We start from the raw sequence: 23,823 nt of genomic DNA on the forward strand, positions 1-23,823 counted from the left end.
CTTTTGAACTAAAATGTTAATTACTTACCCAAGTCATTCACAATCAAAGGGATTTTTGTCTTTATGCTTTCTTTTCGTCGAACTTGTGCCAGCTTGCTCAGTTTAGCCATTTTAGGCTGCGCCACCCCCGAGCAGCATCGCATTGCCTCCTTTCAAGCGGTACAAGAAGATGTACCGACCAATGTCACCAATGAAACTGAGTTATTTGACCGCCTTTATCTTTCGCGTACTTGGGTCGATGACGACGAGTTAAGTGAAGATCCTATTGAACTTGCAACCTTAAAAAAAGCCCCTTTTAGCCCATCCCAAGTCAAAATCGTCGGCTCAGCGCCAGTGGATGCACACCGCTCTCTGGCAACCAAAATTTGGATGATAGATCATGCTGAACACACTTTGGACTTAGCTTATTATATTTTTAAGCCTGATCTAGTTGGTTACTCTGTCATGGGGGCTTTATGTAATGCCGTCGAACGTGGCGTTGATATTCGTATTATGGTGGATTCACTTGGTTCATTTAGCTTTACTCACGCGCCACTCAAAGCACTCACAACTTGTAATAAAAATGCAGGATATATCAAAGATTTAGAAGGCAACCCTACCCGGCACAAAGCGCGTATTCAATTTGTGATTATTAATGCCTTGACTGATCTTAAAAGTAACAGTAACCGTCGCTCCCACGATAAACTTATCATCAAAGATGGTGCATTTCCTGGAAAAGACATGATCATGACAGGTGGACGCAATATCGCGTTAGATTACTACGCGTTAGACGAAGATGGTAACAGTGACTTTACTGGCTTTCGTGACTTAGAGATGATTTTAACCTCTGATGGCCGTGAAAAAGATCCAGATACAGGACGCACTCTTTCTTTGGGGGATATCACTAGCCTGTATTATAGTTTCTTGTTTTTGCACAAAGGCAACCGCCTGATTAAAACCGCAGCCGAAGCGCCGCACACGCCTTATATTACCGAGCCAAGAGATACCAAAGGTTATGATACTTGGCGTAAAAAAGCGCAAAAAGAGCTAGCCAAACTAAGACAATCTGAAGAGTTTGCCGCCCCGTATTCAGATACGGAAGAGTATCTGTCACATGGTTGGATCAAAACGCCAGTCCGTCTTGAGCACCAGCTGACTAACTTTATTAGTGAGAATGTGATTGAAAAGGCGTCTGAAATTAAGCAAAACAATGCCAACTCTATCCAAGGGCTACTCAATAGTATTTTGCAAGATGCTGAACGTAATGGAAAAATCGAAGGCCATTACCGCATTATTTCACCTTATCTATTCGCCCCATCCTTCCAAGATAAATTTGGTAAAGATGTTATCGATAGTGCGATTGTGGTCAAAGAGTTTTTAGATAAATACCCAGGCATTAGCTTTGAGGTGATCACCAACTCGATTATTACGAGTGACAATGACTTTACCCAGTCGGTAATTGATATGGACACAGCGCCGCGCTTATTGCTGCCAAATGAAATGCGCGAAACTTGGATAAATAACCCAGAAAATAGCGATAAAGTGCAGCAAATGATCCATTCAAAAGAATGGCAAGAGCTCACGAATAATCCAAGGTTGAAGATCTACCAAACTGGTCGTATAGACTCCACGCTACTTGGTGGTAATAAAGAATATGGTCTGCTACATGCCAAGTTCTTCTTTAGTGATGAATCCGGCTTTGTCGGCACCTCAAACTTTGATTATCGCTCACGTTTGTATAATAACGAGATGGGATTTAACTATGTCTCTCCAGAAGTGAGCACCCAACTTGCGCGTCACTTTGAAGCTTTGAAAGATATTTCATATCGCTGGGGAAGTCCTGAATGGTTTGAATTGCGTGACCGCATCATCGAAACGGATAATGTGAAAAAAGCCTCTCACTCAACTCAGCGTATTCGCTTTAGAGTCATGAAAGCAACAGGGTTGATTTGGCTTTTCTAAGTAAGCGGCATTAAAAGATTAGACCAAAATATAAAAAGCGAGCACCTAAATAACTTAGGGCTCGCTTTTTTAGTTTTATTAACTAGGAATTTTTATTCAGTCACAATCGCTTGTGGACGCACACCTAGCGTATGGCATAGCGCATACGTCATTTCCGAACGGTTCAAGGTATAGAAGTGGAAATCTTTCACCCCTTCGCGGCTTAATACACGAATCATATCAATCGCTTGGCTTGCACCAACCATTTGACGAGTCACAGGATCATCATCTAAGCCTTCATATTGTTTTGCCATCCAGCTTGGAATGCGTACATGTGTCATATCGGCAAAGCGTTTCGCTTGTTTAAAGTTTGAAACAGGGAGGATGCCTGGAATAATTTCAACATCAATGCCTGCGCTCACGCAGCGATCACGAAAACGTAGATAACTCTCCACATCAAAGAAGAACTGAGTAATTGCACGGTTTGCGCCAGCGTCTACTTTACGTTTTAGGTTGATTAAATCTGCTTGCGCGCTTTTTGCTTCAGGATGTACTTCTGGGTAAGCCGCAACAGAAATATCAAAGTCTGCCACGCTTTTTAAAAGCTCAACCAAATCTGATGCGTACATATCAGGCTTAGCACCGGTTTGCGGTAAATCGCCACGCAGCGCGACAATATCTTTGATCCCATTTTGCCAATAATCTTTTGCAATCGTTTTTAGTTCATCACGGCTAGCATCAATACAAGTCAGGTGCGGCGCAGCAATCAAACCGGTTTGATCTTTGATTTCTTTAATAATGCTATGGGTGCGGTCACGTTCGCCAGAGTTAGCACCATAAGTCACTGAAACAAACTTAGGTTTTAGAGTCTTAAGGCGGTGAATAGATTGCCAAAGTGTCTGTTCCATTTTTTCGCTACTTGGCGGGAAAAACTCGAAAGATACATTAATTTTACCTGCAAGTTCGGCGATATTATGGTTTAGTGCATCAATCTGCCCTGCGTGTGTATATGACATGTGACAATCCTTATCTTAAAACTTCAATCCATGTTCTAGCTTGATTTATATTCATCAAGTTTAGACGTCTATACATCTAAATATCCCTTTAAACAGAGGGCTTGTCAATGGAAAAATTGTTGAATTTTATTTGATTTAAGATGAAGAATTTTCAAGTTGAGAAAATAAGAAAGCGTTTAATTTTAGAAGGGAGTTTAGTATTGATTGATTATGCTGATATTTCACTACTAGAGCATTCGAAACATCCAACATAACCAATCTTTACTTTATTTATCGCTATTGCTTGAGCAAGAATAATTTACTTAATCAAACCAGCTAAACGATTAAGATCTGACTGCAAAGCACCTGCTGTCACACTGCGACCAGCACCTGGGCCACGGATCACCAGCGGGTTATCTTTATACCAATGACTTTCAATCGCAAAGATATTGTCACAAGGTAAAAGATTTGCCAGCGCATGCTCAGGCGTTAACTCTTCCACACTCACTGTTGCGCCAGCTTGCGGAGAAAAACGCGCGACATAACGTAGAACTAAACCTTGCGCCTGCGCTTTAGCCAAACGCTCAGCAAGATCTTCATTTAGCAAATGCAAGTTGTCAAAAAAGTCATCAACGTCTAAATCTTGCAGCGATTTTGGCACCAAAGATTCAATTTTGACGTCTTCAGGTTCAATCTCAAGGCCAGCTTCACGCGCGAGGATCACCAGCTTACGCATGACATCTGTGCCGTCAAGGTCAGCGCGTGGGTCCGGCTCAGTTAAGCCTTGTTGCCAAGCTAAATCAACTAAGTCACCAAAAGGCACGCTGCCATCATATTGCTGGAATAACCAAGACAAAGTACCTGAATAAATCCCAGAAATAGCTGTAATTGTATCACCGCTTTCAAGCAAATCATGCACCGCATAGTTGATCGGCAAACCCGCACCAACCGTTGCATTGTAAAGCCAATGACGACCAGTTTTCGCAAACACGTCTTTTAGCTTCAAATGCTGCTTGGTTGAGCCTGCACCAGCAATTTTATTCGCGCAGATTAAGTGCATGCCCTGCTCTGCGATCATAGGATATAAATCTGCAACCTTTTCACTGGATGTCACATCAAAGACCACGACTTCATCATACACATCTTGGTTTGCCAAAGCGTCTAACCATTCAAGTTCTTGATAAGGCTGACAATGCTTATCAAACTCTTCGAGTGCAACTTCCGGTGCAATGCCTTTTAAATCAAACCAATAGTTTTTACTATCTAGAATACTAATCAGATCAAAGCTCATTCCCCAACGGGCTTCAAGCTTAGCTTTTTGTTCAACAAATAGATTCAACCAGTTGGTACCGATATAACCTTTGCCACACAAAGCAATCGCGACACGTTTTTGTGCTTGGAACAATTGCTCATGGATACGGCAAATGAGCTGCGCAGTTTGGTTTGATTCGATATTTTTTAAGATTGCGACCAAGCTTAAATCAGACTCAGCCTCATATAAAAATTCAACCGGCATATCTTTTAGATGCTGATTAAAACCATGACAATGATTCGGATTATTCGTCACCCCAGCGCCAACCGCTGCAATCATGGTATAACCTTCACTCACTTTGGCTTCAAGGCCTAAGTTAGAATTCGCCAATACATCTTGAACTTCATCGATCACCTCTCTTGGATAAGCCAAACGTAGTACGCGGATATCTTCTTGATATTCTTGAGCTAAAGGCTCTAATTGAGCGTGTTTTAGAAGCTCATCAACTTGGGTTAATTGACGCTGCGCGACATGATCAAAAGCAAGTGGCAACTCAATTAATAAAATATCTTCATGTGAGGTAATGATTTTCGCCCCACGTCCTGATGCCAGTACACGTTCAATACGGGTTGAGCCTGCTTCAGGTTTGTGGCTGCAACGCAAGCTTAAATCAATATGGCTTTGCGCCACAGGTTGCAGCGTACGGCAGTGCAACACGGGCGCAGCTAAACGTGCCAGTTCATTCGCCTCATCTAAACGCAATAAAGGTAATAAGCATGCATCCGTGACTTTACGTGGATCTGCGCTATATACGCCTGCCACATCACTCCAAATCACTACACGGCTGACATCGGCTAATGCGCCAATCACAGTCGCAGAATAATCCGAGCCATTACGCCCAAGCAAAATGGTCTCACCCGCTTGGCTTTGCGCCATAAAACCTGTGATAACAAAACGTTGTGCGCCTTGCTGAGCTAAAATCTCTTGCAGTAAAGGCAGTGAATGACCGCGATCAACCTCAGGCAGTACGCTGCGCTCAGCACGTAAAAAACGACGCGCATCAAGTGGCGCTGCAGCCATATGAGATTGATTTAATAAAGCTGCCAGTAAGCGAGAGGACCACATTTCACCATGCCCAAGCACATCACAACGTTGCGCTTTAGCATTGATATAGTCCATTTCTCCAAGATGATTGATCTCGTTTTCTAACTTATCAATCAAAGGATTCGCATTTTCTTTATCTAATAAGTCTTGAATCAGAGTGGTTTGGAACAGCTTGATATCTTGCAAGACTTCATGTGCAAGGCGGCCGTCTTTATCTAAAGCATCAATCCATGAGATGAGCTTATTGGTCGTTTGCCCTGCAGCAGAGACTACGATTAAATCTTGTTCCCCTGAGTGCTCTTGAAGAATTTTGACCACTCTTTGATAGCATTGCGCATCCGCAAGACTACTTCCACCGAACTTATGGAGTTGGCGCTTTATCGTCATTTAGACAACCTCTTTTGCAATTTGAAACGCTTGAGTGAGATCAGCAATAAGATCCTTAGGATCTTCCAGCCCAACTGACACTCTTAATAAATTTACAGAAATACCTGCTTGTGCTTGGGCTTCATCCGACATCGCACGGTGCGTCATTGAGCTTGGGTGACAAATTAAGCTCTCGACACCTCCGAGTGACTCGGCTAAAGAAAATAGTTTTAAGCCGCCAACAAAGGCTTTAAGTTGCGACTCTGTTGCATCTAGCTCAAAGCTTAACATAGCCCCGAAGCCAGTTTGCTGTTTTTTCGCAATCTCATGCCCTGGGTGAGTCTCAAGGCTTGGGTGGTAGACCACTTTGACCATAGGCTCTTGGCACAAAAATGCGAGCAACTCATTTGCCGTTTGTTCATGAGTACGCATACGCGCGCCAAGCGTACGTAGACCACGCAATGTCATATAACTATCAAATGGCGTGCCAGTGGCGCCAATACAGTTGCCCCACCATGCCAATTCATCCGCATCGGCTTGCTCTTTGGCAATCACAACACCACCAATCACATCAGAGTGACCATTGATATATTTAGTTGTCGAGTGAATCACAAAATCAGCACCAAGAGTGAGTGGCTTCTGGTAAATTGGCGTGAGGAACGTATTATCAACAGCAACTTTTGCGCCGACTTGATGCGCTGCTTGGCAGATTTTTTCGATATCGACGACACGCACTAATGGGTTTGATGGCGTTTCAAGCAGAACCAGCTTTGGCTGACGCGCCAATGCCGCGCGAAGCGCTTCTTCATCACTTTGATCAACAAATAAAACTTCAAAGTCACCTTTTTGCGCGCGCGAGTTAAATAAGCGATATGTTCCGCCATAACAATCATGTGGCGCGACAATAATATCACCAGCGCTCACAAAAGCACTTGCCCAAAGGTTTAATGCTGATGTGCCGCAGTTGGTGATCACAGCGCCAGCGCCTTGTTCAAGCTCACTTAATGCTTGCTCAAGTAGGCCTCGATTTGGGTTGCCTGAACGGGTATAATCATATTTAGGTACATCGCCAAACTCAGGGAAAGCATAATTCGTTGATAGATAAATCGGTGGCACGACAGCGTGATATTGCGTATCTGATTCAATGCCTGTACGCACAGCAATCGTACCGCTTGATAATTGGCTAGTTGAATGTGAAGAAGTTGATTCTGGGTGCTTAGGTTGCGTCATGCTAATATCCTTATTGACGTGAGTTTAGGTCTATACTCTATCTATCTCATCTTACTCTACTCTTAGAAAAATAAGACGTCAACACTTCTAGACGTCTAAATGTCTTTACATTTGGCAGTAGATGCCGCTAAAATACCCTTCATTATTTTTAATTCTTTTTATATATAAAGGTGTCTCATGGCCGACTGGAACGGTGATTATATCAGCCCCTATGCCGAACATGGTAAAAAAAGCGAGCAAGTCAAAAAGATCACTGTATCTATCCCTTTGAAAGTATTAAAGATTTTGACCGACGAACGAACTCGTCGTCAAGTTAATAATTTGCGCCATGCAACCAACAGCGAACTTTTGTGTGAAGCTTTCTTGCATGCTTATACTGGTCAGCCACTGCCAACCGATGAAGATTTGCGTAAAGATCGTCCGGATGATTTACCTGCAGAAGTGAAACGTTTGATGACAGAGATGGGAATTGAGTTCGAATCACTCGATGATCATCAAGATTAAGCGTTAAAAGATAAAATTAAGACATTAAAAAGGGAAGCTAAATTCAATCAGCTTCCCTTTTCTATTTTTGCAGACTTAAATCTAAACTAGATTAAGCCATGTAATTTTCAGGCATATCAATACGCGCCACGCCAGAATCAACCGCAGCTTGCGCCACAGCCTTAGCTACGCGAGAAAGCAAACGTGGATCCATAGGTTTTGGAATGATGTAGTCTGTACCAAAGCTTAGCTTATCTACGCCAGATGCTTTTAATACTTCAGCAGGCACTTCTTCTTTCGCCAGTTGGCGAATCGCCTCTACTGCTGCCAGTTTCATTTCATCATTAATTTGGCTTGCACGAACATCCAAAGCGCCACGGAAAATGAACGGGAAACAAATCACGTTATTGACTTGGTTTGGATAATCACTGCGACCTGTACCCATGATCAAATCATCACGAACTTGGTGCGCAAGTGCTGGCTTAATTTCTGGATCTGGGTTTGAACATGCAAACACAATTGGTTTTTCAGCCATAAGTGCAAGTGCTTCTGGTGGTAAAAGATCAGGGCCTGATACACCAAGGAAAAGATCTGCACCTTCAATAACATCCTCAAGCGTACGCTTATCTGTATTGTTGGCAAAAAGCTGCTTATATTCATTTAGATCATCACGACGCGTATGGATCACGCCTTTACGATCAAGCATATAAATTCTTTCACGCTGTGCGCCACATTTAATTAAAAGCTCCATACACGCAACGGCAGCTGCGCCCGCGCCCAAACATACAATCTTAGCTTTAGCTAAATCTTTGCCTTGCAGCTCGATTGCATTAAGCATACCTGCTGCGGTCACAATCGCAGTACCGTGTTGGTCATCATGGAAAACTGGCACATCACAACGCTCAATCAGTTGGCGTTCAATTTCAAAACAATCCGGTGCTTTGATATCTTCAAGATTGATGCCACCAAAGGTATCAGCAATGCTTGCAACTGTATTCACAAACTCTTCAGAAGTGCGGTGCTTGACTTGCAAATCAATCGAGTCAAGGTTTGCAAAGCGTTTGAAAAGTAAAGATTTACCTTCCATAACCGGCTTAGATGCAAGTGGCCCTAAGTTACCTAGACCTAAAATAGCAGTCCCGTTTGAGATCACCGCAACCATGTTGCCTTTGTTGGTATACTTGTATGCATTTTCTGGGTTTTGTGCGATTTCACGTACTGGCTCCGCAACGCCTGGGCTATAAGCAAGAGCGAGATCTTCTACCGTATCGGCAGGTTTAGTTAATGCAACACCTAGCTTACCCGCAATAGGTTTTGCATGATAATCAAGCGCTTTTTGGCGAAATTCTTCATATTGCTTGTCGTCAGACATTTTGTTTTCCTGAGCTTATTAGTGATCTTATCGCTAGATGTGTTTACATATAAACAACACAAAAGATAAGTAATTGTTAAAATGAAAAACTAATCTTAACATAAGAAATATAAAAAAATAGATCTCACAAATCAGCAGCAAAAGAAAAGCGCAAAGAAATTGAGTAGGAATAAATAAAGAGGAGGAAAAAGATGAAAAGGTAAGATCAAAAAAGGACACCGCAGTGCCCTTCTTTTTCGAAAACCAAATGAGAATCAAAAGAAACAATTTGGCTTTCTAAGCATAAACGCTTATTTGCTGCTAAGAGCACCGAAACGTTTGTTAAAGCGATCAACACGGCCGCCTGTATCTACGATACGTTGCTTACCAGTGTAGAACGGGTGACATTTGTCACATACGTCTAGGTTGATTTCTTCTTTAGCTAGAGTTGAGCTGAACTCGAACTCGTTACCGCAAGAACAAGTAGCTTTAACAGCTTTGTATTCTGGGTGGATACCTGATTTCATGGGAAAACCTCAAATTGGGCCGCATCGCTATCTAGCTCTACACTAGACACCATACGTTATTTACAAAAAAGATATGCAAGCACATCATCAAGGGTGCATATACTAAAGAAACTTATGCCAAGGATCAACAAGTTTGCTTGATTTTTCATCTTTTTTTGAGTCTTTAAGAAAAATCAATTGGTTGAAATATGCCATCGTTTTCGATTTGTCTCCTATTTTTCTATCTTCTCGTATAAAGAGAGAAAAAGCTTTAGATAAATTTCATTATTTACCTGATCCGCACATTGATTTAAGATCAAACGCCTTGCTAACGAGAAAAGAGCCCATATGTTGCCCCAAATTGCCCGAGTAGCCCTGCCTGTTCCTTTGGATAAATGCTTTGATTATCTTATCCCTGCGCATCTATCCATCGTCATTGGTGGCCGTGTTTTGGTGCCTTTTGGTCGTCAAAAGCTCGTCGGCATTGTTATTGAACGCACTCATGAGTCTGATTTTGATATCAATAAGCTCAAGGCGATTTCGCAAAGCTTAGATAATCAGCCGCTTTGGCCAACCAAGCTATTCGATCTTTTAAAATGGTCGAGCCAATATTATCAATACCCACTTGGTGAGACGCTTGCTGGCGCTCTTCCCGGCGCATTGCGCAAAGCCAAGCCTGCCAGTTTTGCGGCAATTAAAACTTGGCAAATCACCTCCCTTGGTCAAAAAGCATTAGCTCAGGGCCTAGGACGTGCGCATCAACAAGAGCGAGCGCTACGCGCCTTAATGGATGCGCCTGCCTCACATGATAGCCTGCTGGCTCAAGAGATAAGCTCGACCACGCTCAAAGCGCTAGAGGGCAAATTCTTTATTGAATCCGTGCAAGTCGAACTCAAACCTAGCCAATGGCCAAGCCAAGTCTTACGCGATACAGGTTTGCAATTAAATCAAGATCAAGCGATTGCCGTGGCTAGCATTAATCAAGCAAGTGGCTTTCATGCCTATTTATTAGATGGCGTAACCGGCTCAGGCAAAACCGAAGTTTATTTAAATATCATCGAAAAGGTACTAAGCGAGGGTAAACAAGCGCTTGTGTTAGTGCCTGAAATTGGCTTAACACCGCAGACAATTAACCGCTTTAAACGCCGTTTTATGGTTGAAGTGGATGTGATTCACTCAGGCCTGAATGAAACCGAGCGCTTACATGCTTGGCTCAATGCAAAACAAAAACGGGCCGGGATCATCATAGGTACACGCTCGGCTCTGTTCACCCCTTTTACTGATTTAGGTATCATTATTGTCGATGAAGAACATGATGCTTCTTATAAACAGCAAGATAGCCTGCGTTATCATGCGCGCGATCTGGCTGTCATGCGTGCGCACCGTGAAGGCATACCTATCGTGCTCGGCTCTGCAACCCCATCCATTGAAACCATCTATAATGCTGAGCAAGGTAAATATCATTATCTCAACCTTTCTCAGCGCGCGGGGAAAGCAAACCCTGCCACGCATCAAGTAATGGATATTAAAGGCGTCTATTTAGAATCAGGTTTGTCCGCACCTTTAATCGCGCAAATGCGTCAACATTTAAACGCTGGCAACCAAGTCCTACTGTTTTTAAACCGTCGTGGCTTCTCGCCTGCCCTAATGTGCCACGAATGCGGTTGGATAGCCGAATGTAAGCGCTGTGATGCTTATTATACGTATCACCAAGGCCATCGAGCGATTCGTTGCCATCATTGCGGCAGCGAGCATCCTGTACTGCATCAATGCCAAGGTTGTGGTTCGACTCAACTGGTTTCTGTCGGTGTCGGCACAGAGCAGCTCGAAGATAAGCTCGGGGAGTTATTCCCAGAATTTAGCACTATACGCATAGATAGGGACAGCACGCGACGCAAAGGTAGTTTTGAAGCTGCGATTGACGAGATCCATCAAAACAAACATCAGATTTTAATTGGCACTCAAATGCTCGCCAAGGGGCATCACTTTCCGAATGTGACCTTGGTTGGCTTGTTGGATATAGATTCTGCGCTATATAGCAGTGATTTTCGCGCCGCCGAGCGCCTTGCCCAATTATTTATTCAAGTCGCAGGACGTGCGGGACGAGCAAGTAAAGCAGGTCATGTCGTATTGCAAACCCATCACCCTGAACATAGTTTGCTGCAAACACTGATTCAGCATGACTATCAGCACTTTGCCAAACAAATTTTGGCCGAGCGTTCTATGGCGCACCTACCGCCGTTTAGCTTTTTAGCTTTATTTCGTGCATCAGCAGTCGATAGTCCACTGGCTGAAGAATTTTTACAACAAGTGCGAATGACACTTGAAGCCAACCCTTATTTTGATGATAAGGCTTATGTTTTAGGCCCAATAGCTTCACCCCTTGCAAAACGCGCAGGTATGTTTCGCTGGCAATTATTATTTCATTGCGAAACCAGAACACAATTACAAAAAATTATTTCAAGTGCTAAACCTGTAATACAAATGTTACCAAATGCTAAAAAATTACGTTGGCATATAGATATTGAGCCACAAGATATGAGTTAAATATAAAATTTTGTGATTAATCCCCACTAATATAATGAAATATTCCACTTTGATCGCGTTAATATTCCAACCTGTCACGTAAACTTTATTCCAAATAATAAATAAAGTTATTTAAACAATATTACCAGGTGACATATAAGAAAGAGGAATATTCATGGCGACAATGAAAGAGGTTGCGGCGCTTGCTGGCGTATCCACAGCAACAGTTTCGCGAGCGTTAATGAATCCAGAGAAAGTTTCAATTGCGACTCGTAAACGTGTTGAGTCTGCTGTGCTGGAATCAGGTTATGCGCCAAATGTTTTAAATCGCAATTTAAAAAGAAATGAATCACGAGCGATCGTCGCTTTATTACCCAATGTTTGCGACCCATATTATTCTCAAGTTATTCAGGGTATTCAAGAAACAGCTGCAAGTTTTGGCTACCTTGTCTTGATTGCAAACTGTCCAAAAAATCTTGGTTGTAAATTAGATGAAATAGATATGTCGCTGCATAAACAAGCTGATGGAATGTTAATTCTTGGCTCTGAAATGCCGCATTTATTAGGTGAAGAAAGTAAAAGCTTCCCACCTATGGTGATGGCATGTGAATTTGATCCAGACCTTGAATTACCCACCGTACATATAGATAATTTAACCGCAGCTTTTCAAGCGGTAAATTATTTAACTCAAATGGGTCATATCCGTATTGCGCAAATTTCAGGCCCTGCCAGTTCAACCATAGGCCAATTTAGAAATCAAGGTTATAGTCAAGCATTGCGTCGCGCTGGTATCCAAATGCAAAAAGATTATTTAGTTGAAGGTGAGTTTTCTTTTGAAAGCGGGCGCAACTTATGTCAGAAACTTCTATCTATGCCTGCTCCACCCACAGCTATTTTCTGCCACAATGACATGATGGCAATTGGCGCGATGAAACAAGCGAAAGAAATGGGTTTTAAAGTCCCGCAAGACCTTTCAATCATTGGCTTTGATAACGTTGATTTCTCTCAATATTGCGATCCACCTTTAACCACAGTTTCACAACCTAGATACGAGATTGGTAAGCAAGCCTTCATGTTGCTTCTCGAAACTATTCAAGGTCAAGATGTTCCATCAGGTTCGCGTTTATTAAATGCTGAAATAGTCATACGTGAAAGTGTCGCACCACCTCGTCGAATTGGCTAATCTGTCCAACTCAACAAATCTTTGGGAATATTGATTATTTAATGAATATAGTAAGCGGCTTAATTTTTTAGGCCGCTTACTTGTTTATGTCTGAAAAATAAATAAAGATTGCTCTTGGCGATAAATTACCCTAACATTTAGGGATTTTCCCTATAAAATAATACAAAGCTGTGGCCCAAAAAGATTACGTAAGAAAAGGAAGTGCGCCGAAATCAAATAATAAGCGCCCAACTTCCAAAAAGAAAAACCCTAAATCCAAACCAACTAAACGTGCTTTTCCTGTAAAAGCGGCGGTAATTGCGTGCGTCGCAATGGCAGGGTTAGGTGGTTTACTTTATTTTTTGCACGACTCTCCGCCTGTCGAGCCATTATCTGAAACCCCTATGCCTGAGTCGATGGTAAAACAAGCGACTACTCAAGCAGCAACCAAGGCTGAAAATGATATCCCGCCTCCTCCTAAAGAGAAGTGGGAATATGTCAAAGACTTACCTGAGCGCGAAATCAAAGTTCAAGCCAAAGAACAAAAAGCACCAAGTGTGCCTTATATTATGCAATGCGGCGCTTATAAAAATTATAGCGATGCGCAAAAGCGTAAAGCAAATATCGCGTTCCAAGGTTTGAGCAGCAAAATTGTCAAGCAAAGCGGCAGCTCTTGGTATCGTGTTGTGCTCGGCCCTTATCCATTCAAACGCTCAGCAGTAAAAGATCAGCACGTCCTGCAACGTGTGAAAATTGAACCTTGTATGATCATGCAAGATTATCTCAAGCTGATCGTCAAATAATAGCAACAGTAAAAAGAGTCTCATCAAGGGGCTCTTTTTTTTGATCTTTTTTCAGAAACCCATCGCCCCCCTTGAAATATAGAGACATAAACCTTATATCTGTTAGACATAGCATCACATCCGCTAAAAAGAGGTTTATTGTGACTACCATAGTATCTGTTCGCCGAAATAATAAAGTTGTAATCGCAGGAGATGGCCAAGTCTCTCTTGGAAATACTGTCATGAAAGGCAATGCACGCAAGGTTCGCCGTTTATATAACGAGAAAGTTCTTGCTGGCTTTGCGGGCGGTACTGCTGATGCCTTCACCTTATTTGAATTATTTGAACGCAAGTTAGAAATGCACCAAGGCCACTTAACCAAGGCTGCGGTTGAACTTGCAAAAGAATGGCGTAGCGATCGCGCCTTGCGTAAATTAGAAGCCATGCTAGTGGTTGCCGATGAAACCGCCTCCCTTGTGATCACAGGTAATGGCGATGTTGTGCAACCTGAAAATGATTTAGTGGCGATTGGTTCTGGTGGCAACTTTGCCCAAGCAGCTGCCACGGCGCTACTTGAGAACACTGATTTAGGCGCACGTGAAATTGCTGAAAAAGCATTAAAAATCGCTGGTGATATCTGTGTATTCACCAACCACACGCATACGATTGAAGAATTATAAGGACAAATATATGTCGGAAATGACACCTCGTGAAATTGTTCATGAATTAAATAACCACATCATTGGCCAAGATAAAGCAAAACGCGCAGTCGCGATTGCACTGCGTAACCGCTGGCGTCGTATGCAACTAGACGAAAACCTACGCGCAGAAGTTACGCCAAAAAATATCTTAATGATAGGTCCAACAGGTGTAGGTAAAACTGAAATTGCACGCCGCCTAGCAAAACTTGCAAACGCGCCGTTTATCAAAGTTGAAGCGACTAAATTTACTGAAGTTGGCTATGTTGGTAAAGAAGTTGAGACGATTATCCGCGATCTGACGGATGTATCGATCAAACTAACCCGCCAGCAAGCGATGGATAAAGTTCAGTATCGCGCAGAAGAGCATGCCGAAGAGCGTATTTTAGATGCCCTGCTGCCGCCGCCAAAAGAAGCGTCTTGGGATGCAAATACAGATAAGCCTGCTGAGCAAAGCAATACGCGTCAAATCTTCCGTAAAAAATTACGTGAAGGTAAGTTAGACGATAAAGAGATTGATATTGAAGTGGCTGCGCCACAAGTAGGCGTTGAGATCATGTCTCCTCCTGGCATGGAAGAGATGACCAACCAACTTCAAAGCATGTTCCAAAACCTTGGCGGTGATGCGAAGAAAACGCGCAAAATGAAAATCAAAGATGCGCTTAAAGCTTTAACTGAAGAAGAAGCTGGCAAACTAGTTAATGATGAAGACTTAAAAACCCAAGCGATCTTTAATGTCGAGAACAACGGGATTGTCTTTATCGATGAAATCGACAAGATTTGTAAGCGCGGTGAAAGCTCAGGCCCTGACGTTTCACGCGAAGGTGTGCAGCGTGACCTATTGCCACTGATTGAAGGCAGCACTGTTTCAACCAAACACGGCATGGTCAAAACTGATCACATCTTGTTTATTGCATCGGGTGCATTCCAAGTAGCGCGTCCTTCAGATTTAATTCCTGAACTGCAAGGCCGTTTGCCGATTCGGGTTGAACTTGAAGCGCTTAGCGCAGAAGATTTCAAACGTATCTTAACCGAGCCAAATGCGTCTTTAACTGAGCAATACAAAGCATTGATGGCAACGGAAGATGTGGACATTGAGTTTAGCGAAGATGGCATCACCAAAATTGCTGAATCTGCATGGCAAGTAAACGAAACCACTGAGAATATCGGTGCACGTCGCTTGCATACTGTGATGGAGCGCTTAATGGAAGAAATTTCATTTGATGCGACAGACAAACCAGGGACTAAACTTGCCATCGACAGTCAATATGTCAAAGAGCGTTTAGGTAACTTGGTTGAAGATGAAGATTTAAGCCGCTTTATTCTTTAATTTTTCCAAGAATAAAAATTCATAATATAAGCCCTGCTTCGGTGGGGCTTTATTGTTTTTGTCTTTGAATAAAGAGGCAAAAATGGGAGTCATCTCGCCGACATCAAGATTCGCTGATGTGGCACAAAACTACAGACTTGGATATACTCGCAGCAATCTTTTGAATAACTCAGTCTAATATTATGAATGCATCTGTTTCGATTTGGCTTGACGCCGCGCGCCCTAAAACCCTTCCGCTTGCCATTTGCTCGATCGTTGTCGGCAGTAGCTTGGCTTATGTCGCTGGGCACTTTTCTTTTGCGATCGCACTTCTAGCCCTTATCACTGCCACTCTATTACAAATTCTCTCAAATCTTGCCAATGACTATGGTGACACAGTTCAAGGTACGGATAATGATGACAGAATTGGGCCAATTCGTGGTCTGCAAAAAGGTGAAATCACTCAAGCCGAAATGAAAAAAGCAATTGGCTTAAATATCTTATTGATCATTATCAGCGGTCTAGCTTTGGTTTTTTACGCCTTGCAAAACCCGACCAATATTATTGCCTTCATTTTACTTGGTCTATTATCTATTTTAAGTTCAATGGCTTATACCATGGGAAGCAAGCCTTACGGTTATGTTGGACTGGGTGATGTGTCGGTTTTCATATTTTTTGGTTTGCTCGGCGTACTCGGCACTTTTTTCCTCCACACTGGCGCGGTAAACCTAAGCTTACTTTTACCTGCTATTGGCTGTGGTTTATTTGCTGCGGGCGTTTTAAATATTAATAATATGCGTGATATTGAAAATGATACCGCAAGTAATAAACGTACCCTTGTGGTGCGTATTGGCGCGCAACGTGCGAAATGCTATCACTGGATGATTTTATGTGTGGGCTGGGTGAGCTTTAGCCTTTATTTAAACTTGCACTTAGTCAATGAATACTTAATTAGCTTTATGTTGATCCCGCTGGTTTTAATTGCTAAGCATGCAATTGCAGTCAAACGAATTCAAGAACCGAAAGAGTTTATCCCTATGATGCCTGAAATGGTGAAATGTGCGCTTATCACCAATCTGATTTTCGCATTCATCTTAGTCTTGGGTAGTTAAGATTTCAAATATGCAGCCTACGATTGCAATCAGTACCTAGACTCGTCATACTAAACAACTGAACATCATCCCAGCCAATAGAAGGTTTTAACATGGAATATAATACATCAGCACTATGTGATATCTACCAAGATCAAATTGATGTCGTCGAACCAATGTTTAGCAACTTTGGCGCTCGTGCTTCTTTTTGTGGTCAAGTAACAACTATTAAATGCTATGAAGATAATGGTTTAATCGGCTCTGTATTATCTGAAAATGGTGAAGGCCGTGTGCTTGTGATTGATGGTGGCGGCTCATTGCGTCGTGCGCTGATTGATGCAAACTTAGCAAATCTTGCTGAGGCCAATGGTTGGGAAGGTTTAATTGTTTATGGTTCTGTGCGTGAAGTTGACGCTTTAGAAACTTATGATCTTGGTATTCATGCCTTAGCATCAATCCCTGTTGGCGCAAGCAATCAAGAAATTGGCGAAGTTGATATCGCGGTGAACTTTGGCAGCGTGACATTTTTACCTGAAGATTATATCTATGCTGATAATACTGGGATCATTCTCTCACAAGAATTACTCGATATTGATTTTGAAATCGATGAAGATGATGACGATTTACTTTAAGTCTTAAATCAAAATCTTATCCATATAAAAACAGAGCCCAATTTGAGCTCTGTTTTCTTTTATTCATACTTAGATTAAGTATTCAGATTGGATTGAGAACCTTGATTACTCAACTTCATCCATTTTGCCAAGTAGACCACGAATACGCTCTTGCCACGCATTGTGCTCTTCACGCATTTTTTCTGCTTCTTGTTCTAGCTGCTCACGACCTTCTTTTAAAGAATTTGCTTCTTGCGTAAGTTGACCGTTTTGCTCTTTAAGTTCTTCAATTTCCATTTTCAATAACTCAATGGTATCCACTGCGTTTTGGATTTTGGATTCTAGTTGTTCTAATACTTCAAATGACATATCTGATACCTGTGTCTGTGATCCATCTAAACTGTTATCTACATTCTATTACAAGCCCTTAACTCATGCTAGGGAGCAATTGGGTTTTCAGTTATTAATCTACAAAAAAATAACTAATTAATCTAAAAAATCTTCCATCTGATCCAAAATAGCCGATTAACTCAGGGCAGCTGAAAATTAGCAAACGTTTTCTTTTAAATTATGCTAGAATTCACAGCGATTTTTTAGCTTAGAGATTGGAGTCAAAATGAAACGCGATTTAGCATTAGCTTTTTCAAGAGTAACAGAAGGTGCTGCCCTAGCTGGTTATAAATGGTTAGGCCGTGGCGATAAAAATGCAGCAGATGGCGCTGCCGTACACGTTATGCGTCACCTACTCAATAAAACTGAAATTGCTGGTGAAATCGTCATTGGCGAAGGTGAAATCGATGACGCACCAATGCTATATATTGGTGAAGAAGTTGGTATTGGTGGCGATGCGGTAGATATCGCAGTAGACCCAATTGAAGGCACCCGCATGACAGCAATGGGCCAATCCAATGCATTAGCAGTGCTCGCTGCTGGTGAAAAAGGCAGCTTCTTAAAAGCACCTGATATGTATATGGAAAAACTAGTTGTCGGCCCTGGTGCAAAAGATAGCATTGACCTATCTAAACCTCTGACTGAAAACCTAGAAAATATTGCCCAAGCACTTGGCAAAGCCTTAACTGAACTCACCGTTATCACGCTGGCAAAACCACGTCACGATGAAGTGATAAGCCAAATGCAAGCGATGGGCGTTCGCGTCTTTGCTGTGCCTGATGGTGATGTCGCAGCATCAATTCTAACTTGTATGCCAGATAGCGAAGTGGATGTGATGTATTGCATCGGCGGCGCACCTGAAGGTGTTGTGTCTGCAGCAGTGATCCGCGCACTAGGTGGTGATATGCAAGGTCGCCTACTTCCTCGTCATGAAGTCAAAGGTGACACAGAAGAAAACCGCGCATTTGGTGAAATGGAACTTGAACGCTGCAAAGAAATGGGCGTTGAAGCCAACAAAATTTTGATGCTTTCAGATATGGCGCAAAGCGATAACGTAGTTTTTGCGGCAACCGGAATCACTAAAGGTGATCTACTTGAAGGGATTACTCGTCAAGGCAATATCGCCACTACTGAAACCTTAGTTATCCGCGGTAAGTCACGCACAATCCGTCGCATCAAGTCGATTCACTATCTTGAGCGTAAAGATGATGAAGTGAAGAAGTTTATCCTTTAATTTCTTTTTATTAATCTGATTTTCAATTAAAACGCAGCCTTGTCTTTCTGGGCTGCGTTTTTTGTTATAGCTAGGATTTGTTGTTTGTATTAGTGAAGACTTTACTTTATTAATATAAACTTCATACTGAAGCCAATAAACTCAGCTTGATCTCTTAAAACAGGACGTTAATCAGACTAAATGAAAACACCAACCCAAATACTCCATCTTCTAAAACGAGAAGGCCGCCTGACAGCCAAAACCTTAGCTGAGCATTTAGATATGACGGCAATGGGCGCTCGCCAGCACCTTAGCGCTTTAGCAAACAAAGAGTTAGTTAGCTTTGAAGATGTAAAGGTGAAAGTTGGACGTCCGCACCGATATTGGTTTTTAACCTCGCAGGGGCATCAATATTTTGTCGACAGGCACAGCGACTTAACCATAGATGTACTCAATGCGGTAGAAGAGAGTTTTGGCTCACAAGGGTTAGATATTTTAACCGCTAAACGTGAACAAAAACTACTTAAACATTATCAAGATGAGCTTGGCTTTGATACGAGTTGGCAGAAACGATTAGAAAAGTTCGCTAAATTACGCGATCTTGAAGGCTATATGGCAGAAATTGAGACGCACCCACAAGGCTTACTCTTTATTGAAAACCATTGTACGATTCACCAAGCAGCCAAACATTGCGCCCTTTTTTGTCAATCTGAGCTGAATATTTTACAGACGCTGTTTGAAAATGAATGCCGCATCGAACGCATCGAACATATTCAGCAAAAACAGCGCCGTTGTGCTTATTTAATCCAGCCTAAATCATGAATCAAAGGCTGAAACGCCTTGAAAAACCTGACGGTTCATTTCACGCACGTTGACCGTTAAGCTAAGCGGAAAATCTAGCTGTGCTTGCAAGGCTTGCAGCATAGCTTTTGACAGCGCCTCTCTTTGCTCAAGGCTGCGGCCTTCAAGTATATCCACGCTGACATGAATAAAATCCAAAACATCAGCTTGATCAGCAACCAACCAATGATTAAAGCGCATGGCACGACTTTTAATTAAATGAATATCAAATAATTGGCTGTCAATCGCAGCTTGATGCAAAGCCTCGAGCAAGGTTTGAACATTCGCCCTTTCTTCTAGGCTATTTGAGTACTCCATTACTATATGTGGCATTTGCCATCTCCTGTGCAGCTAAAAATTTTAGTTAGAAACATAACCTAGCATAACTTCATCTGAGTTTATCTATTAATCAATAAATATTTCTAGGCCTCCCTTCAAGCACTAAAATAATTCCTAAGATCTGATGATAAGAATCATGATCTGATCATATTTATCTGTTATATTCTTATTGAACAAGTTTTATTTTATAACTAAAAATATATCGGAGAATATCTTATGCGTCATCCTCTAGTAATGGGAAACTGGAAACTAAACGGCAGCAAAGAAATGGTAACTACTTTGCTAAATGGTCTAAACGCTGAGCTTGAAGGCGTAAACGGTGTTGACGTTGCAGTTGCGCCACCAGCACTTTTCATCGACCTTGCTGAGCGCACGCTAACAGAAGCGGGTAGCAAAGTTATCCTAGGTGCCCAAAACTCAGATATCCATAACTCTGGTGCATTCACAGGTGATATGTCTCCTGAAATGCTTAAAGAATTTGGTGCAACACACATCATCATCGGTCACTCTGAGCGTCGTGAATATCACAATGAATCAGATGAATTCGTTGCACAAAAATTTGCTTTCCTAAAAGAAAACGGCCTAACACCTGTTCTTTGCATCGGTGAGTCAGAAGCTCAAAACGAAGCTGGCGAAACACTAGCAGTTTGTGCGCGTCAACTTGACGCAGTAATCAAAACTCAAGGTGTTGAAGCTCTTGACGGCGCTGTTATCGCATACGAACCAATCTGGGCTATCGGTACTGGTAAAGCAGCAACAGCTGAAGATGCACAAAACATCCACGCACAAATTCGCGCACACATCGCAAAAGAAAGCGCTGATGTTGCAAGCAAAGTAATCATCCAATACGGTGGTTCTGTGAAGCCTGAAAACGCTGAAGCTTATTTCGCACAACCAGACATCGACGGTGCTCTTGTTGGTGGCGCAGCACTTGACGCGAAAAGCTTTGCAGCTATCGCAAAAGCAGCAGCTAAAGCAAAAGCTTAATCTATTCAAAACCTTAACTGACTACTTCACTTATCAAAACAATTGTAAAACAATATGTTGATACAATACTAGATTAAGATAAGAGTATCGTTAAGGAATAAAATTAGATAAACTAGGGTCTCATATACCGAGGGGCTATTTTATTTAACCTCAATTGCTAATGATTAATTTGATTCCTCTTTTTTAATTATTAGCAAATCAAAAGCCAGCGAATAAGGATATTTGCTGGCTTTTACTTTTCTCAATGTCACTTCCATACACGCATAAAAAACGGCCACCCATAGGCGACCGCTTATTGTCTTTTCAAGATTTAACTTTCTATCTTAAACTTAAAAACTAAGCTTAGAACAGCTCTTGAGCAACTTTGTATAGATCTTTTTTCACTGGGCGACGCATGTTTTCAATCGCATCAATGATGTCATGGTGACAAAGTTTTTCTTGCTGGATACCCACACAACGACCACCTTGACCATCCAAAAGTAAATGCACAGCATAGTTACCCATGCGCGATGCTAGGATACGGTCAAACGCAGTTGGTTGGCCACCACGTTGAATGTGACCTAGGATAGTCGCGCGAGTTTCACGACCCGTTTGTGCTTCGATTTCACGCGCCAGCTCGTTTGCGTCCATTTGCAATTCAGTTAATGCGATAATCGCATGCTTCTTGCCTTTCTCGATACCTTCTTTCACACACTTAACTAGATCGTCTTTATCTAGGTTATTTTCAGGTGTGATGATGTACTCACAACCACCAGCAATCGCAGACATTAAGGTTAAATCACCACAGTGACGACCCATGATTTCAACGATAGAAATACGTTGGTGCGATGAAGATGTATCACGTAGACGGTCAATTGCATCAATAACAGTGTTAAGCGCTGTCATGTAACCGATAGTGTAATCTGTACCCGCGATATCGTTATCGATGGTGCCAGGTAGACCGATACATGGGTAACCCATTTCAGTTAGTTTTTTCGCGCCCATGTAAGAGCCGTCACCGCCAATCACAACTAATGCGTCAATGCCGTGTTTTTGCAGTTGCTCAATACCTTTACGACGAACAGACTCTTCTTTAAACTCAGGGAAACGAGCAGAACCTAAGAAGGTACCACCACGGTTGATAACATCTGATACACTTGAGCGATCTAGCTTTTCAATGCGGCCGTTAACAAGACCCATGTAGCCATCATAGATGCCATACACTTCAAGACCTTCACCTAAAGCTGTGCGCACAACGCCGCGAATTGCTGCGTTCATACCTGGTGCATCACCACCACTTGTTAGGACACCGATTTTTTTAACCATCATTAGCCTCTGCTGTTTGTTAGTTAGTTGAACTTGTTTAGACACACAGTCGATTGCCAAATGTCGAAAGCAGTTTCCTCCTTTCTTCCCCAATTTTGGCGACATATTTATTGTTATTGACTCGTCCGCCTAAAGCGTCGGAGCTGACTGTGCTTGACGTTATTCGATTAGTTAGTACATCTCTTTGATTTAAGACGCAAATACGCCTCGCACAAAGGAAGTATATGACTATACAAATATTGCTTATATTTTAATTTATTTTACGCTAAAAATATATTAATCCGCATCAAAAAACTAAATTTGATTCATATCATTTTATGCACAGATTTTTAACACAAATTACGAAAAAATCGTGATTCGTACGAAAGAGTATAATGTTTTAAATAAGCCTTTGCCAAATCAAAACGGCTGCTTGAGCTGCTCTGTTTCTTGTTTATGAACCACTGAATAAGGATCTTGATGAATAATGATATCTGAATGTGGAAATAAGCCATCTAACGCATCTTCAACTTGATCAGAAATTTTATGTGCCTGAGTTAAAACTAAATTATCAGCAAGCTCCAAATGCAGTTGGATAAAACGTACTGGCCCTGACATCCGCGTACGCAATTGATGCACCCCAAGCACGCCATCAATCTTTAATGCGGTTTCTTGAATTAATTGAATTTCTTCTTCAGGTAGTTGGCGGTCAAGTAGTGACTGCACCGCTTCAAATGCCATTTTCGCTGCGCTATATAAAATATATCCACCAATTAATACTGCAAAAATCGCATCCGCTTGTTTAAAGCCATACCAACTGAGCGCAAGCGCAATCATTATTGCAATATTCATAAATAGATCAGTTTGATAATGCAAAGAATCAGCAGCAATGGCTTGGCTTTGAGTTTTACGCACCACGTATTTTTGATATACAACTAATGCGGAAGTTAAGAGAATCGCAAAGCCACTCACCCATACCCCTAGCTCAGGGTTGACTAAGTTTTGCGGCTTAAAGTAGCGTTCAACACCATTTAAGAGTAGGAAAATAGCCGATCCTGAGATAAACATCGCCTGAGCAAGCGCAGCGAGAGATTCAGCTTTACCATGCCCAAAAGCGTGCTCTTTATCAGCCGGTTGTAGTGCGTAACGCACAACAATTAAGTTGGTTAGGGACGCGCCCATGTCAAGCAAGGAGTCCACTAAGGAAGCAAGTAAACTCACAGAGCCGGTTTTCCACCAAGCCACTATTTTAACCAAAAGCAAAATACTGGCGGTGATCATGGCAAGCCATGCAGCGCGATTAACAAGCTTAGCGTATGTCTGGCTGTGACTATCTTGCATGTAACATCCTTATATCTGTAGTAAGGTTACATTTTAAGCAGAA

Annotated in this window: 21 protein-coding genes; 12 read left to right on the plus strand and 9 right to left on the minus strand. The window is 42.1% G+C overall.

Features of this window, described 5'->3' with window-relative positions:
• Positions 1-63: 63 nt before the first annotated feature.
• Positions 64-1,941 (plus strand): phospholipase D-like domain-containing protein, encoded by a 1,878-nt coding sequence (locus AC2VOY_RS05670; protein ID WP_491832934.1) that lies wholly within the window; start codon positions 64-66, stop codon positions 1,939-1,941.
• A 92-nt stretch (positions 1,942-2,033) separates the two neighbouring features.
• Here the strand turns inward: AC2VOY_RS05670 and metF are convergent, their stop codons facing one another.
• From metF to AC2VOY_RS05685, 3 genes are all read right to left on the minus strand, one after another.
• Entirely contained in the window at positions 2,034-2,936 is a 903-nt protein-coding gene (metF, locus tag AC2VOY_RS05675; RefSeq protein WP_491832936.1) for a methylenetetrahydrofolate reductase, read from the minus strand.
• Positions 2,937-3,234: 298 nt separating this feature from the next.
• A complete protein-coding gene (locus AC2VOY_RS05680; RefSeq protein WP_491832938.1) occupies positions 3,235-5,658 on the minus strand; it encodes a bifunctional aspartate kinase/homoserine dehydrogenase II in 2,424 nt (807 codons plus the stop codon).
• Positions 5,659-6,867, minus strand: coding sequence for an O-succinylhomoserine (thiol)-lyase (locus AC2VOY_RS05685; protein ID WP_491832939.1), 1,209 nt, complete (start codon positions 6,865-6,867; stop codon positions 5,659-5,661).
• 177 nt (positions 6,868-7,044) lie between these two features.
• Between AC2VOY_RS05685 and metJ the strand changes: the two genes are divergently transcribed.
• The gene (metJ, locus tag AC2VOY_RS05690) at positions 7,045-7,371 is read left to right on the plus strand and encodes a met regulon transcriptional regulator MetJ (RefSeq protein ID WP_491832941.1); all 327 of its coding nucleotides are present in this window, start codon (positions 7,045-7,047) and stop codon (positions 7,369-7,371) included.
• A 91-nt stretch (positions 7,372-7,462) separates the two neighbouring features.
• Here metJ and AC2VOY_RS05695 read toward each other — a convergent pair whose 3' ends face one another.
• Together AC2VOY_RS05695 and rpmE are read right to left on the minus strand one after the other, a co-directional pair.
• Positions 7,463-8,722 carry a malic enzyme-like NAD(P)-binding protein gene (locus AC2VOY_RS05695; RefSeq protein WP_491832943.1) on the minus strand — a complete coding sequence of 420 codons (1,260 nt, stop codon included), beginning with the start codon at positions 8,720-8,722 and terminating at the stop codon, positions 7,463-7,465.
• Between the two features lie 290 nt (positions 8,723-9,012).
• Entirely contained in the window at positions 9,013-9,228 is a 216-nt protein-coding gene (gene rpmE / locus AC2VOY_RS05700) for a 50S ribosomal protein L31 (RefSeq protein ID WP_491832944.1), read from the minus strand.
• A gap of 327 nt (positions 9,229-9,555) precedes the next feature.
• On the opposite strand from rpmE, the gene priA reads away from it, so the two are divergent.
• The 7 genes from priA (at position 9,556) to rraA (ending at position 17,407) form a co-directional block, all read left to right on the plus strand.
• Complete coding sequence (gene priA, locus AC2VOY_RS05705; protein ID WP_491832946.1) at positions 9,556-11,754, plus strand: primosomal protein N'; 2,199 nt, start codon at positions 9,556-9,558, stop codon at positions 11,752-11,754.
• Positions 11,755-11,908: 154 nt separating this feature from the next.
• Entirely contained in the window at positions 11,909-12,916 is a 1,008-nt protein-coding gene (gene cytR, locus AC2VOY_RS05710; protein ID WP_491832948.1) for a DNA-binding transcriptional regulator CytR, read from the plus strand.
• 170 nt (positions 12,917-13,086) lie between these two features.
• On the plus strand, positions 13,087-13,698 hold the full coding sequence (locus AC2VOY_RS05715; protein WP_491832950.1) for an SPOR domain-containing protein: 612 nt from the start codon (positions 13,087-13,089) through the stop codon (positions 13,696-13,698).
• A 140-nt stretch (positions 13,699-13,838) separates the two neighbouring features.
• Positions 13,839-14,357 (plus strand): ATP-dependent protease subunit HslV, encoded by a 519-nt coding sequence (hslV, locus tag AC2VOY_RS05720; RefSeq protein WP_491832952.1) that lies wholly within the window; start codon positions 13,839-13,841, stop codon positions 14,355-14,357.
• 10 nt (positions 14,358-14,367) lie between these two features.
• Positions 14,368-15,705: an ATP-dependent protease ATPase subunit HslU gene (gene hslU, locus AC2VOY_RS05725; RefSeq protein ID WP_491832953.1), complete on the plus strand. Its 1,338-nt coding sequence runs from the start codon at positions 14,368-14,370 to the stop codon at positions 15,703-15,705.
• A 182-nt stretch (positions 15,706-15,887) separates the two neighbouring features.
• Positions 15,888-16,796 carry a 1,4-dihydroxy-2-naphthoate polyprenyltransferase gene (locus AC2VOY_RS05730; RefSeq protein ID WP_491830328.1) on the plus strand — a complete coding sequence of 303 codons (909 nt, stop codon included), beginning with the start codon at positions 15,888-15,890 and terminating at the stop codon, positions 16,794-16,796.
• Positions 16,797-16,888: 92 nt separating this feature from the next.
• On the plus strand, positions 16,889-17,407 hold the full coding sequence (rraA, locus tag AC2VOY_RS05735) for a ribonuclease E activity regulator RraA (protein WP_491830330.1): 519 nt from the start codon (positions 16,889-16,891) through the stop codon (positions 17,405-17,407).
• A gap of 105 nt (positions 17,408-17,512) precedes the next feature.
• Here the strand turns inward: rraA and zapB are convergent, their stop codons facing one another.
• Positions 17,513-17,755, minus strand: coding sequence for a cell division protein ZapB (gene zapB / locus AC2VOY_RS05740; protein WP_491830331.1), 243 nt, complete (start codon positions 17,753-17,755; stop codon positions 17,513-17,515).
• Positions 17,756-18,002: 247 nt separating this feature from the next.
• On the opposite strand from zapB, the gene glpX reads away from it, so the two are divergent.
• Together glpX and AC2VOY_RS05750 are read left to right on the plus strand one after the other, a co-directional pair.
• Positions 18,003-19,010 (plus strand): class II fructose-bisphosphatase, encoded by a 1,008-nt coding sequence (glpX, locus tag AC2VOY_RS05745; protein WP_491830333.1) that lies wholly within the window; start codon positions 18,003-18,005, stop codon positions 19,008-19,010.
• Positions 19,011-19,190: 180 nt separating this feature from the next.
• Entirely contained in the window at positions 19,191-19,811 is a 621-nt protein-coding gene (locus AC2VOY_RS05750; protein ID WP_491830335.1) for a helix-turn-helix transcriptional regulator, read from the plus strand.
• Here AC2VOY_RS05750 and AC2VOY_RS05755 read toward each other — a convergent pair.
• The gene (locus AC2VOY_RS05755; RefSeq protein WP_491830337.1) at positions 19,806-20,162 is read right to left on the minus strand and encodes a 5-carboxymethyl-2-hydroxymuconate Delta-isomerase; all 357 of its coding nucleotides are present in this window, start codon (positions 20,160-20,162) and stop codon (positions 19,806-19,808) included. The genes AC2VOY_RS05750 and AC2VOY_RS05755 overlap by 6 nt on opposite strands.
• Positions 20,163-20,384: 222 nt before the next feature.
• On the opposite strand from AC2VOY_RS05755, the gene tpiA reads away from it, so the two are divergent.
• On the plus strand, positions 20,385-21,155 hold the full coding sequence (gene tpiA / locus AC2VOY_RS05760; protein WP_491830339.1) for a triose-phosphate isomerase: 771 nt from the start codon (positions 20,385-20,387) through the stop codon (positions 21,153-21,155).
• 342 nt (positions 21,156-21,497) lie between these two features.
• On the opposite strand, the gene pfkA is transcribed toward tpiA, so the two are convergent.
• Together pfkA and fieF are read right to left on the minus strand one after the other, a co-directional pair.
• Positions 21,498-22,460, minus strand: coding sequence for a 6-phosphofructokinase (gene pfkA / locus AC2VOY_RS05765; RefSeq protein ID WP_491833028.1), 963 nt, complete (start codon positions 22,458-22,460; stop codon positions 21,498-21,500).
• A 399-nt stretch (positions 22,461-22,859) separates the two neighbouring features.
• Positions 22,860-23,780, minus strand: a complete 921-nt coding sequence (fieF, locus tag AC2VOY_RS05770; protein ID WP_491830340.1) for a CDF family cation-efflux transporter FieF — start codon at positions 23,778-23,780, stop codon at positions 22,860-22,862.
• Positions 23,781-23,823 lie beyond the last annotated feature (43 nt).

It is taken from the genome of Vibrio sp. KMM 9700 (assembly GCF_058545285.1).

Coding starts and splice junctions, on each gene's coding strand:
- rraA (WP_491830330.1), top strand. CDS start 16,889: ATGGAATATAATACATCAGCACTATGTGATATCTACCAAGATCAAATT.
- AC2VOY_RS05750 (WP_491830335.1), top strand. CDS start 19,191: ATGAAAACACCAACCCAAATACTCCATCTTCTAAAACGAGAAGGCCGC.
- pfkA (WP_491833028.1), bottom strand. CDS start 22,460: ATGGTTAAAAAAATCGGTGTCCTAACAAGTGGTGGTGATGCACCAGGT.
- priA (WP_491832946.1), top strand. CDS start 9,556: ATGTTGCCCCAAATTGCCCGAGTAGCCCTGCCTGTTCCTTTGGATAAA.
- fieF (WP_491830340.1), bottom strand. CDS start 23,780: ATGCAAGATAGTCACAGCCAGACATACGCTAAGCTTGTTAATCGCGCT.
- hslU (WP_491832953.1), top strand. CDS start 14,368: ATGTCGGAAATGACACCTCGTGAAATTGTTCATGAATTAAATAACCAC.
- tpiA (WP_491830339.1), top strand. CDS start 20,385: ATGCGTCATCCTCTAGTAATGGGAAACTGGAAACTAAACGGCAGCAAA.
- rpmE (WP_491832944.1), bottom strand. CDS start 9,228: ATGAAATCAGGTATCCACCCAGAATACAAAGCTGTTAAAGCTACTTGT.
- AC2VOY_RS05680 (WP_491832938.1), bottom strand. CDS start 5,658: ATGACGATAAAGCGCCAACTCCATAAGTTCGGTGGAAGTAGTCTTGCG.
- metF (WP_491832936.1), bottom strand. CDS start 2,936: ATGTCATATACACACGCAGGGCAGATTGATGCACTAAACCATAATATC.
- AC2VOY_RS05695 (WP_491832943.1), bottom strand. CDS start 8,722: ATGTCTGACGACAAGCAATATGAAGAATTTCGCCAAAAAGCGCTTGAT.
- AC2VOY_RS05670 (WP_491832934.1), top strand. CDS start 64: ATGCTTTCTTTTCGTCGAACTTGTGCCAGCTTGCTCAGTTTAGCCATT.
- metJ (WP_491832941.1), top strand. CDS start 7,045: ATGGCCGACTGGAACGGTGATTATATCAGCCCCTATGCCGAACATGGT.
- cytR (WP_491832948.1), top strand. CDS start 11,909: ATGGCGACAATGAAAGAGGTTGCGGCGCTTGCTGGCGTATCCACAGCA.
- glpX (WP_491830333.1), top strand. CDS start 18,003: ATGAAACGCGATTTAGCATTAGCTTTTTCAAGAGTAACAGAAGGTGCT.
- AC2VOY_RS05755 (WP_491830337.1), bottom strand. CDS start 20,162: ATGCCACATATAGTAATGGAGTACTCAAATAGCCTAGAAGAAAGGGCG.
- AC2VOY_RS05685 (WP_491832939.1), bottom strand. CDS start 6,867: ATGACGCAACCTAAGCACCCAGAATCAACTTCTTCACATTCAACTAGC.
- AC2VOY_RS05730 (WP_491830328.1), top strand. CDS start 15,888: ATGAATGCATCTGTTTCGATTTGGCTTGACGCCGCGCGCCCTAAAACC.
- zapB (WP_491830331.1), bottom strand. CDS start 17,755: ATGTCATTTGAAGTATTAGAACAACTAGAATCCAAAATCCAAAACGCA.